The sequence below is a fragment of the Candidatus Culexmicrobium sp. genome (assembly GCF_058356305.1).
The window spans coordinates 37,064-48,471 of sequence record NZ_JBTVBB010000049.1 but is presented as its reverse complement, the minus strand read 5'-3'; the positions used below and the strand labels follow the sequence as shown (position 1 = coordinate 48,471).

Here is an 11,408-nt window from a genome sequence, read left to right as displayed (position 1 = left end):
TAAGTACTTTACACCATAAGGTGTAACCCATTGCCTAATCCATCCAATAGCTACGTCTCCAGATGGAGTTAAGCTAATTAATAGTTCAAAGTCAGGTGCACCCTTAATTCCCTTTAACATAGGAATTTGATCTAGTGGTGTACCATAGAAATCTGCTGGAACAGCCGCATGAATATTTTCAGCTAATGCCTTTCTCGCAGTCTCTCCACCGGGGACATAGCCTAGGAAGACATAGTCTTCTCCATACTTTTTACCATATGCATCTGGGTTCACTTTTTCAATTGCAGATCTATAGCATATTGGCCCATCACTATATAGTGTAGCAAAGACCACTTTAACATTCTTTGCAAACAAGTCATGCATGGTAGCTATCATGAATGGCTCGAATGCAGGTAGAGAGCTAACACCATAGTCTATGCTCACAAAGACGTAGGCTCCATCAGGTAGGTTCTTGATATATTCGTGATATTCTTTAACTCTTGCACTAACAGGAACTGGTAGTCCTATAGGTTTCACCAGTGGAAGGGATAAGCAGATTAGAAGAAGTGTATAAATGAATTCCCTTGGCAATGCTTCAACATACTCGAGAAGCGACTTGCCCATCCTAATCCCTCCTTCCAAAGTATCCAGTCTCCCAGCCCATCAATGTTCTTATACCCAGCAGTATAGCTCCAAGTCCTGCACCAATAGCTATACCCCTGAAGGATGATTTTACAATATATTTGTTGATCCAATCTGCAGCATCAACTATTGGAGAATATATTTGCAAGGATGGTGTCCTGGACATTAAAGTTATAAATCCAACTAATAATAGTGCTGCAGTTTCAATGTTTCTAGCTCTGAAAGATCTTATAGTGGCTGAAGTAATGTAAAAGGCCAGTGATGAGTACATAGCTCCAGCACAAGCACCGAACACATATATTTGCATCCAACGATATTGATCAGCTGTAACATTTAATCCAAGTCTTGGCTCTCCACCAATACCGATAATCGCCATAACTAGAGCTACAAATATAAGCCAAGCACTATAGTACCATTGACCAGGAGTTTTACGGCTAATATGCCTCATGTGTATTAGCATTATGTTTGTGAAGCCGAAGCCAACAGTAAAGGCTGCTAATAGATTTGCCCAGTTTGTTAAGTCTCCACCTATTCTATTAAGGGTAATCTGATAAGGCTCTGTAGGTTTAGCTGGAACAAGGAAATACTGTATAATTATAACTATACCAGTTATGAAAGTTATTGCAATGGGTACATATCTCCTATATGCAACAGATGCCATACATAATCACCTACCATTTAAGGAAATCTAAAATAGCCTTTGAACCGGCAGAGTATAGTAATGCACCTAGTAAACCGAAGATTAATGCAAATAGTTTCCCAAGGTCCTGTACAAATAGGCTGCCAGTCTGAGCGGGGTCCTTAGTTAGGTAAGCTCCAGCTGCATAACACTCCTCACCAATTAAGACGTAATCTGCAACTATGGCGAAGAATGGTATCTGATAAGCTCTCGCAGTTCCAGCGATTTGTATGGCTCCAATTCTGAAGAAAGTTTCGGCGAAGATCAATGACTCAGCGTAGAAGGGTCCAACCATTATATTTGCAGCTGGTCTTTCACGCTCAGCAATACCTTGAACTGCAGCTGCGAAGGCGAATTGTGAGCTTGAAAGATAACGGATGGCCTCTTCAGGCCTGGCTTTCTCAGGTTTACCCTCAGCCAAGAAAGCTTGTCTATATAATTCTTGTGCTAGAGGCATAACCGTATGGCTATAGCACGAATAAATCACTGGAACATCATATTTAGCGCATAGTCTAGCAACTTCTGCAAATACTGCCAATCCTGCCAATTTTAGTGGAGCCCAAGTGCCAGTTAACCCGCCTAATCCAGTTGTTACGTGAACTGGTTTACCCATTTCTGCAGCTCTACCTACAGCTTCTTCTAGAGCCTCTAAGCCAGCGATTTTTCTAATGTTTATTGTCCATCCTTTCTTTATTCTGTCGAAGGCCCAAAATGCAATGGCCCAGAATAATATTAGTATAACAAAATCCAATTGTCTACCTGAGACAATCATAGTTCTCTCTCCATAAAACAACTTTTATATTAACTGCTATACGTTTCTATCCTAAAAACATATTTAACCTTTACTAAAAAAATCAGTATAAAAAAATTTTTTAGACATGATTAAGAAAAAAGAAATAGAAAATTTGAATTAATTATAGGAGATTTCTACAAAAATATAGGATAAATTTAGAATTTATAGTCAAAAATAAAGTATCTTCTTACACTGACTATCTAGAATTGAAATATTAGAATAAATTTGCAAACCATGAAGCAATATTTAATAAGACAAAGTAGAATTATTACATTACTTGAGGATGATTAAGCTCGAAAGGGCTGACCTTGCAGGGGATGATTGACCCGTGCATAATGACTCAACAAATTTAATAGCAATATAAGTGATTATTATGGAAATAATCCCAGCAATACTGATGGGGGTTATTCAAGGTCTTTTAGAATGGCTGCCAATAAGTAGTAGCGGTCAAATATCAGTAATCTTAATGGAAGCACTAAATATTAATCCCATCAAGGCATTTCAACTATCCTTAACTCTACACATAGGAACAGCATTAACAGCCATCACAATATTTAGAAGACAAATTTTTCAAGATATAAGAGAAAAACTAGAAAATAAACTATGGAACGACCCAATTTTCCTAATACTTCTAGTCTTACCAATCATCTCCATGATGACTGGATTACCTACCCTTCTAATTTTAAGGTACTACTTAAAAAAATTAAATGCCGAAATAGCTACGTCGATAATAGGATTCTTCCTAGTGATAACAGGCTTCACACAGTTACTATTGAAAGAAAAAAGTAGATATAAGCTAAAAGGAATGAATTCCCTCAATATTAGAGACATCATCATACTAGGTTTAATTCAAGGATTCTCTATAATTCCAGGTATATCCAGAAGTGCAATTACAATCTCATGTCTACTCGCAAGGAAATATAAAGGAGAAGATGCAATTAAAATATCATTCATCGCATCAATACCATTATCACTAGCCATTGGAATCTATGGACTGAAGGAAAATATATCAATTGAAATCATTCTAGGCATTCTAGCATCATTCATCACAGGCATGTTATCAATTAAAACGATGATAACTCTATCTAGGAAGCTAAGATTCCCAGTCCTACTCATAACGTTAGGCCTAATAATGATCTTACAACTAGTAATCATTAGACCATAAAGCAACATAAAATTTAAGTACTCCTTATGGAAACAAATCGACAATAAATTAGGAGGTAAAATATTGGGAGGACCAAAAAAGAAAAAACCAATCAAAAGAAGAAAACCAAAGAGAAGAATAGAAGCAAAAAAACCTGAACCACAAAAAAACATAAGGGAAGTAGTAGTCCCAGATAAACTAGCAATCCAAATTGAAAAAGAAACATCAAAAATGAATTATGTTACACCATACATTATAGCAACAAAATACAATATAAGAGTCAGTATTGCTAAAGACATACTAAGAAAACTATCTGAAAAGGGCATAGTAGAGAAAATTTCATCCAATAGAAGAACTACAGTATATGCCCCAATCATGAATAAATAAACAACGAATAACAATTAACGTTAACGAAAGATTTTTATTTAATATATTTAGTTTTAACTTCGACAAGGTGATGTCATATTGTGTTGTATATATACAATACTTTAACCCGGAAAAAAGAGCCATTCCAACCATTAGACCCTAACCTTGTAAAAATCTATGTCTGCGGACCCACAGTCTATGACAAAACACATATTGGACATGCGAAAACATACGTAGCATTCGATGTGATAAGAAGATATCTTGAATTCCTAGGATACAATGTATTATACATAGTAAATATAACAGACATAGAAGACAAAATAATAATGAAATCTCTCAAAACAGGAAAGGAATGGCATCAAATAGCCGAAGAATATATAAAAGACTTCTTCAACGCCACAGACAAATTAAATATAAGACGGGCCCATATCTATCCAAGAGTTTCAGAACATATAGAAGATATAATAAAATTCATAGAAAAACTAATTGAAAAAGGATATGCCTATGAGGCAGAAGGAAGTGTATACTTCTCAGTAGATTTATTCGACGATTACGGAAAACTATCCAATATAACTAAAGAACAATTAAAAACCTTTGAAGAAGGTCTTGGAAAGAGGAAGCCATATGACTTCGCACTCTGGAAGAAGGCAAAACCAAATGAACCATATTGGAAAAGTCCATGGGGACCGGGAAGACCAGGATGGCATATTGAATGTTCAGCAATGTCATCAAAATATCTAGGATCACAATTTGACATTCATGGAGGCGGCGAAGACTTAATATTCCCACACCATGAAAATGAAATAGCCCAAAGTGAAGCATACTTTGGAACTAAACCATGGGTAAAATACTGGATACATACAGGCATGCTAGTAATGGGAAAAGACAAGATGTCAAAGTCTATAGGAAATGTAATCACAGTTGAGGAACTAATCTCTAAGCATGACCCAATGGAAATACGATACTACTTAATAAGTGGACATTATAGAAGCCAACTAGCGTTCAGCGAAGAAACACTCAAACATGCCAAAGCAGCCTACAATAGAATTTTAAATGCAATTACAGATCTAAATCACATAAAGCAAGAAATGTCTGAAAAATATAAGGCAACCAATGAAACTCTAGAAACATTTCATAAAATAATTAAAATTAGAAACTCATTCATCCAAGCAATGAATGACGATTTTAACACACCAGTAGCACTAGCCAAACTCCATGAATTAACTTCACTAGTAAATAAGAAAATAGTAAAATCACCTGAACCATTAACGGTTCTAGCTGCACTAAAAGTATATGAAGAAGCAAGCAGCATACTAGGATTATTCGAAAAGGAATTTAGAAAGAAAGAAGGAGGAGAAATGAAATTAATTTCATCACTAATAAATCTAATATTATCTATAAGGCAAAAGTATCGGAAGAAGAAAGAGTGGGAAACTGCAGATTGGATCGCATCTGAGTTAAGAAAAATGGGGGTCGAACTATCAGATATGAAAGACAAAACATTATGGCGAATAAAACTATGACTTTTCACTGGGTAAGAAAGGTGTTAAAAATCTTTCGTCAACATAGACCTCAGCACCAGCTAATAAAGCTAGAATAATGGCACTACTTGGAACCATAATTTTCTTAAAAATTTTACCATTAATATTAACTTTAACAGTAGCACAATAAACATAACCTCCCCTATGTTCAAGCACATCATCTATAGTCACTTCTTTAACGGCATCCCTTAAAGCATGCTCAACAAATGGGAGCTCAGCTAAAAATAAAGCCAATATCATTCTAGGATCGCTTGTTATATCAATTCCATTAGCCAACCTCTCAATGGCAATTGCCGCATCAATAGGTATTGAACTCATATCAAAAAATCTGCCATCTTCAAGAGTACATCTAAGTATCGGATACTGAAAGCGGGGGTTAAACATTATTTTATAACTAATAACTCTAACCTTACTCAATATATTCCCTCATTGTAAAATTAGAAGTCATTATATTTAAGTGTGCCTTAAGTCACCCAGTTCATCATAAACTGAAGCGAGCAATATAGGGAGAATTACAGTTGCATCACCATAAACAGTTACATGCTTCGCTTCAGGTTTAACCTTTCCCCAACTTATAGCCTCTCTCACTCTAGCACCACTTAAACTTCCATCATACTCAACTGCAGTTGTAATATAAATCGCATAGTCTAATCCACCTTTAAACTGATTCCACCAAATAACATGATGCTTACTAATTCCTCCACCGATAATTAAAGCTCCACTCCTCCTAGACTCAAAAACAATATCAGAAAGCTCCTTCATATCTTCAAATAAATCAATTGAAAAATTACGTGACTGAGAAAACATAAATAAATGTGTACCAAAAGCCGAGTCAACTATTCCAGGTACATAAATGGGAACATTACTCAAGTAAGCCTGCCTCAAAAAGGAATTCTCATCATTTATATGCTTACCTAATTCCATTAACAGTTCACGTACACTAAATCTATCCTTGACTCTGGAAATCTCATTCATAAGACGCCAAGTAACAGATTCAATAAGTGGACCATAGGAATCAAGGGGAATAAGGACATTTCCCAAGCGATGTATCTTCAATTCACTTAGCATAACATCATCTAAATCAAAGCTACCATGAAAATACTTACCACCGAAACTTCGAGCAATATCATGATCTATTGCACCGCCAGTAGTAATAATCACATCAATCAACCCTTTAGAAATAAGTTCAGATAATACTCCACGCAATCCAGTAGCAATAAGATTTCCAGTAAAAGATAAGAAAACAGTACATTCCTCATCCCTGAACATTTCAGTAGCAATCTCTTTAGCCTTTGCTATAAATCTTGAAGAAAAACCACCCATTACATCATATGCTTCAACCAGTTTACTTACAGTCATATAATTTCCAATCCTAACATCCCGTACCTCTGAAACAAGTAAATCATTAATCTTCAAAACAATCACCCATTAATCTAATGGCAAACCTTTACAATGAACCTTCCCACTAAAACGCCTAATGAAATTTTTACATGTAAAACATACAAGAAAAGGTGTTAGCTTGCCCCTAACAGGACACTCAACAGCTTCAGATCTCATCTTCCTAAGCATTTTCCTTCCAACAGCACCCTTCAATTCATTTTGAATTTCTTTAGGAACACGTAATGTCTTTTCTAAAGTAACTACGTCAACAACATACCTATAGTCACCCATTAAAACCACCTTTCGAGAATATGAGAAAACCATCCATATAAAATTAATTTTCAATATAGGGAATGATTTTAAGTAACTTTTACGACTACCAATAAGTGAGGAACCTTGACCAGACGCATTACACCCATAGATGTAGCATCAAAAGATTATAAGGCCTCCAAAAGATATGCAATACACATATATGTGGAAAGCATCGGAGTAGCAATTGAAGCCGCAAAAAAAGCAAGGGAAAAATTCAATTTAGATGAACACGAATACGTAATAGTCTTTGAAAAACTACTAGACAAAGTATTGGGACCCCTAAAATATCTACTTCAAGAATTCGACTACTTACCAGAAGATGCAAAGCATCTCTTTAGAACAACAGAAGAAAAAGAATTAGAGGAAAAAATAGCTAAACTTGTAAGTGAGAGAATAGAAAAAATGATTGAAGAAGCTGAGAGACTTGGCAGCAAAAATTAAGGAAATGGAAAAAATAATACATGAAATAAAAAACTGTAAGAAGTGCAATTTATGGAGAACTCGTAAAAATCCAGTACCTGGAGAGGGCGATATAAACTCTGAAATTATGTTTATTGGAGAAGCTCCAGGAAAAAGTGAAGATGAACAAGGTCGACCATTCGTTGGAGCAGCTGGAAAGCTATTAACTCAGTTGATAAATAGCATCAAACTAAGTAGAAACGAAGTCTACATAACAAATATACTAAAATGTAGACCTCCGAATAACAGAGAACCAGAACCAATGGAAATAAAAGCTTGTACACCATATTTGAAAAGACAAATCAAAATAATAAAACCCAAAATAATAGTTACTCTGGGGAACTATTCTACCAGGTTCATTTTGAAACAATTAAAGATACAATTTCGAGGAATAACAAGAGTTAGAGGAAAAATATACATGGGAACCATAGAAAACATAAAAGTAAACGTAATACCAACATTTCATCCAGCAGCAGCTCTATACAATCCGAAATTTAAAAAATATTTAGAGGAAGACTTTATAATAATTAGAAAAATATTGAAAGGAGAGATAAAGCAAACAGGACTACTAGACTTCATAAAAATCCTAACATTCTAACAGAGAAGTTTTATCCCTTTATAACATAGAATATTAAGGGAAAATTAAAGGTGAAACTTCAATATCAATAAAGGATGCACTATCATTTCTAATACTCATAATCACGTTAATTACAATAAAAATAAGAGAGGTAGGTTACCAAGAAATAGCAAAGATAATTCAAGACACAATTGAAAAAATAGGGAATTACTCTATAGTCATAATTCCCATCATACTTTCAGTACTATACGTTTCACTTAAAACACTTACATCAAAGGATAAAATTCTCATAGGCTTCAATACGGTAAAACCAGTAATAATAGATCTATCAAAACCACGACATGTAGTCATCTTTGGAATGACGGGAAGTGGGAAGACAGAAACAGCGAAGAAAATAGCATTATCTGCGAAAAAGAAGAAATTAATTATAGATTGGGCTGGAGAGTATAGGTATGGAAGAACAGCTAAGCCTCAAGAATTAAACTTAAAACTAACACCACATGAAATAATAGACTCAATATCAAGTGCATTTCAATTAACCATTCCTCAACAAGCATTCCTCCTCCAAGCGACAAAGGGAACAGAAACACTAAGTGAAATAATCAGCAGAATAAAAAACATAAAGGCAAGTGAAACTGAAAAAGAAATTAAAAATGCACTACTGAGAAGATTACTCCCACTGGAAGAGCTAGGATTGTTTACTGGCAACTTGAGTTTAAAGGAGATTGACACCCTAGACTTATCTCAACTAACATATGAAGCAAAAAAGCTTACAATAAATATAGTACTGAGAATGTTCTATAATGCACCTGAACCAAGAATTCTAATAATAGAAGAATCACAAAACATTATACCGCCAGTACAATTAAATCAAACTCCAACCACAGCAGAGCTGATTATAAATGAACTTAGAAAAAGAGGAGTAAGTGTCATCCTAATAGCCCAAATGCCAAGTCAAATATCATTATCATTTAGGAATTCAGACTACATAATAATCCACAGATTACAGTTAACAGTTAAAGAAGCACAAATACTAGGTCTAAACAACCATGAAACAATGAAAATAGCAAAACTTGAAACAGGAGAATGCCTCATAATCAGCAAGGGGAAAAAAATCTGGACAAAAGTTTTTAAAGGGAAAAAAGTCCAGAGAGGAAAAAATCACAAGAAAGTCACAAAGAATAACATAAAAAACGATAATTATAGAACTCTATATCCAACCATTGAAGAAATAATTGAAGAAATATCATCAATATCAAAGTGGAGGCTAGAAACATCTAGTAGAATAGGCAAGATTGAAGAAATATTAAGCAAAATAATCCAAGATATAAGAGAGCTAAACGATGCATGGGAAGCCATAAGAAAAGCAAAAATAGCAATTAATCCAATATCAATAGGAGACTTTATAAAAAGAACAAACGAAAAAATAACTCAACTATCAACAGCAATCGCAGTTCTAAGGAAAAAACAGATAGAAGAAAAACCTAAAATAATAAAAAATGAACAACAAAACATCAACCAAATAAAATTAGAATTAAAGGAATTAAAAAGAAAAATAGAAGACCTAGAAAAAACCACTAAAAAGAACACTCGTAAAATTTATGGGCTGATAGTAAAACTACAGAAAATTCAAGACAACCTTATTGAATTTGAAAGATGGATCAAGGAGGCCTTTAATAACATTGAATAAAAGTATGATATCAAAATACTTTCCATATAAAAGCTACAGAGAAAACCAAGTAAAACTAATAGAAGCAACTAGAAAAGCAATTCTAGATAAGAAACATTTAGTTGTACAAGCACCAGCAGGATTTGGTAAAACAATATGTATACTTACAGGCGCATTAGAAGCAACAGAAAAAAGCAATTTAAAAGTACTATGGATATGTAGAACACATAGAGAAGCAGATCGAGTAATAGAGGAAGCAAAAAGAATACATTTAATAAATCCAATCATATCAGCAATCACAATAAGAGCAAGAAGCGAAATGTGCCCCTTACCATTAAGTAATGAAATAAAAATGGATGCTGAATCATTCTCAATACTATGCTCCGAAATAAAAAGAAAAAAGCTATGCCCATACTATAGTAAACAAAAAATAGACAACATAGAACTCCCATCAATCGGATCAATAGAAAACATAACCCAAATATGCTTAGAAAATGGAGTCTGCCCCTACGAAAGCATAAGGAAAAACATTGAAAAATACAAGGTGATCTCTCTAACATACCTATACGTGCTAAAAGAGCCGATATTTAAACGACTAAAAATAAATCAAGAAAAATGCATATTAATCATAGATGAAGCCCATAACATATTAGAAACAGCTCAAAAACTATTAAGTGAAAAACTGACACAAAAAAGTCTAAAAATGACCATAATAGAGGCAAAAAAATATAATATAAATACTGCAGAAAAAATAGCAAACAAAATTCTAAGTATAATAAACTCAACAGAAAAAGAGAAAATAATAGAGAAGATAAACTTCATATCGAAAATAGAGAAAGAATCTAAAAATAAGGTCAATGCAATAGCAGAACATTTGCTCGAAATAGGCATGAGCATAAGAAGACAGCTTGCATCAGAAAACAAACTTCCAAGATCACACATACATCACCTGGGGAAATTTCTAACCCTATTAAACAATGCAAAGGAGAAAGAAGAATTCACCCTCATTACAAGAGAAGGAGAAATCGAAATACTATGCTTTGACCCAAAAAACATAATGCGCAGAATATTTAAAAACTATCATACAACAATAAGCCTTTCTGGAACCATTAATAAGGAATACATCAAAATGGTGGGAGTAAAACGAGCAGAGTATATGGAAATACCGATAAAATATCATCCTGATCAAATACTATCCATAATAGCAATCAATGTCACTAGCGACTATGAAAAAAGAAACATTCAAATGTACAGGAAAATGCTAGAGTATATAATCGTAACATCAGAAATTGTAAATGCAGGAATAGGAGTATTCACAGCATCATACAATGTATTGAAAGGAATCATAGAAGCTGGAGTATTAAACATTAAAAAACCAATATTTATTGAAGAAGAAAAAATGCCATCAAGAATAAATGAAATACAAATAAACTTATTCAAAGAAAAAGCAAGAAAAACTGGCGCATTATACATAGGAGTATGTGGAGGAAGAGCAAGTGAAGGAGTCGACTATCCAGGAAGAGAAATGGACGTAGTGATATTAGTAGGAATACCATTCCCAGAACCAACACCATCAATCAAAGCCAAGATAAAATATTATGAAAGAAAATTCGGCAAAAAAGCTGGAAAACTATATGGATACATAATACCATCCATGTGGAAAGCAGCTCAAGCAGCTGGAAGAGCTATAAGAGGACCTAAGGATAGAGGGGCAATAATCTATCTTGACAAAAGATACCTAAAATACAACACTCTACTCCCAAATTGGATGCGTCCAAAGAAAAAAATAAAAGATGCAGCAGAACTAAAAGAAGAATTAAGCCTATTCTTTATACAGTAAAAATAAATAAACTAAACTTAGAAAAGT

General features: G+C 34.1%; 13 protein-coding genes. 7 read left to right on the top strand and 6 right to left on the bottom strand.

All coding sequences use genetic code 11. The features are described from left to right. The 3 genes from ACW8TM_RS11530 to ACW8TM_RS11520 all read right to left on the bottom strand — a co-directional run. Positions 1-603, bottom strand: a 603-nt coding sequence (locus tag ACW8TM_RS11530) for a hypothetical protein (protein ID WP_491533449.1), incomplete at its 3' end; no start/stop codon positions are given. Between the two features lies 1 nt (position 604). Further along, positions 605-1,282, bottom strand: coding sequence for a hypothetical protein (locus tag ACW8TM_RS11525; protein ID WP_491533448.1), 678 nt, complete (start codon positions 1,280-1,282; stop codon positions 605-607). 10 nt (positions 1,283-1,292) lie between these two features. After that, positions 1,293-2,072 carry a DUF6754 domain-containing protein gene (locus ACW8TM_RS11520; protein ID WP_491533447.1) on the bottom strand — a complete coding sequence of 260 codons (780 nt, stop codon included), beginning with the start codon at positions 2,070-2,072 and terminating at the stop codon, positions 1,293-1,295. A gap of 394 nt (positions 2,073-2,466) precedes the next feature. Between ACW8TM_RS11520 and ACW8TM_RS11515 the strand changes: the two genes are divergently transcribed. The 3 genes from ACW8TM_RS11515 to cysS all read left to right on the top strand — a co-directional run bounded on the left by ACW8TM_RS11515 (position 2,467) and on the right by cysS (position 5,126). Beyond that, on the top strand, positions 2,467-3,258 hold the full coding sequence (locus ACW8TM_RS11515; protein WP_491533446.1) for an undecaprenyl-diphosphate phosphatase: 792 nt from the start codon (positions 2,467-2,469) through the stop codon (positions 3,256-3,258). A 63-nt stretch (positions 3,259-3,321) separates the two neighbouring features. After that, complete coding sequence (locus ACW8TM_RS11510) at positions 3,322-3,624, top strand: hypothetical protein (protein ID WP_491533445.1); 303 nt, start codon at positions 3,322-3,324, stop codon at positions 3,622-3,624. A gap of 80 nt (positions 3,625-3,704) precedes the next feature. Then, positions 3,705-5,126, top strand: a complete 1,422-nt coding sequence (gene cysS, locus ACW8TM_RS11505; protein WP_491533444.1) for a cysteine--tRNA ligase — start codon at positions 3,705-3,707, stop codon at positions 5,124-5,126. Here the strand turns inward: cysS and ACW8TM_RS11500 are convergent. Genes ACW8TM_RS11500 through ACW8TM_RS11490 form a run of 3 tightly spaced genes read right to left on the bottom strand, consistent with a single transcriptional unit; the run spans position 5,121 to position 6,815 of the window. Then, positions 5,121-5,561, bottom strand: coding sequence for a bifunctional nuclease family protein (locus ACW8TM_RS11500; protein WP_491533443.1), 441 nt, complete (start codon positions 5,559-5,561; stop codon positions 5,121-5,123). The two genes, cysS and ACW8TM_RS11500, sit on opposite strands and share 6 nt — an antisense overlap. Positions 5,562-5,597: 36 nt before the next feature. Then, positions 5,598-6,560: a deoxyhypusine synthase gene (locus ACW8TM_RS11495; RefSeq protein WP_491533442.1), complete on the bottom strand. Its 963-nt coding sequence runs from the start codon at positions 6,558-6,560 to the stop codon at positions 5,598-5,600. 12 nt (positions 6,561-6,572) lie between these two features. After that, positions 6,573-6,815: a hypothetical protein gene (locus ACW8TM_RS11490; RefSeq protein WP_491533441.1), complete on the bottom strand. Its 243-nt coding sequence runs from the start codon at positions 6,813-6,815 to the stop codon at positions 6,573-6,575. A 105-nt stretch (positions 6,816-6,920) separates the two neighbouring features. On the opposite strand from ACW8TM_RS11490, the gene ACW8TM_RS11485 reads away from it, so the two are divergent. The 4 genes from ACW8TM_RS11485 to ACW8TM_RS11470 are packed head-to-tail and all read left to right on the top strand — an operon-like array spanning position 6,921 to position 11,381. Continuing rightward, positions 6,921-7,277, top strand: coding sequence for a hypothetical protein (locus ACW8TM_RS11485; RefSeq protein ID WP_491533440.1), 357 nt, complete (start codon positions 6,921-6,923; stop codon positions 7,275-7,277). After that, positions 7,243-7,893: a type-4 uracil-DNA glycosylase gene (gene udg, locus ACW8TM_RS11480; RefSeq protein ID WP_491533439.1), complete on the top strand. Its 651-nt coding sequence runs from the start codon at positions 7,243-7,245 to the stop codon at positions 7,891-7,893. Before ACW8TM_RS11485 ends, udg begins: the two co-directional genes overlap by 35 nt. Positions 7,894-7,936: 43 nt before the next feature. Next, entirely contained in the window at positions 7,937-9,562 is a 1,626-nt protein-coding gene (locus ACW8TM_RS11475) for an ATP-binding protein (RefSeq protein ID WP_491533450.1), read from the top strand. Beyond that, entirely contained in the window at positions 9,555-11,381 is a 1,827-nt protein-coding gene (locus ACW8TM_RS11470) for a helicase C-terminal domain-containing protein (RefSeq protein WP_491533438.1), read from the top strand. Before ACW8TM_RS11475 ends, ACW8TM_RS11470 begins: the two co-directional genes overlap by 8 nt. Positions 11,382-11,408 lie beyond the last annotated feature (27 nt).

Coding starts and splice junctions, on each gene's coding strand:
- ACW8TM_RS11525 (WP_491533448.1), bottom strand. CDS start 1,282: ATGGCATCTGTTGCATATAGGAGATATGTACCCATTGCAATAACTTTC.
- ACW8TM_RS11520 (WP_491533447.1), bottom strand. CDS start 2,072: ATGATTGTCTCAGGTAGACAATTGGATTTTGTTATACTAATATTATTC.
- ACW8TM_RS11515 (WP_491533446.1), top strand. CDS start 2,467: ATGGAAATAATCCCAGCAATACTGATGGGGGTTATTCAAGGTCTTTTA.
- ACW8TM_RS11490 (WP_491533441.1), bottom strand. CDS start 6,815: ATGGGTGACTATAGGTATGTTGTTGACGTAGTTACTTTAGAAAAGACA.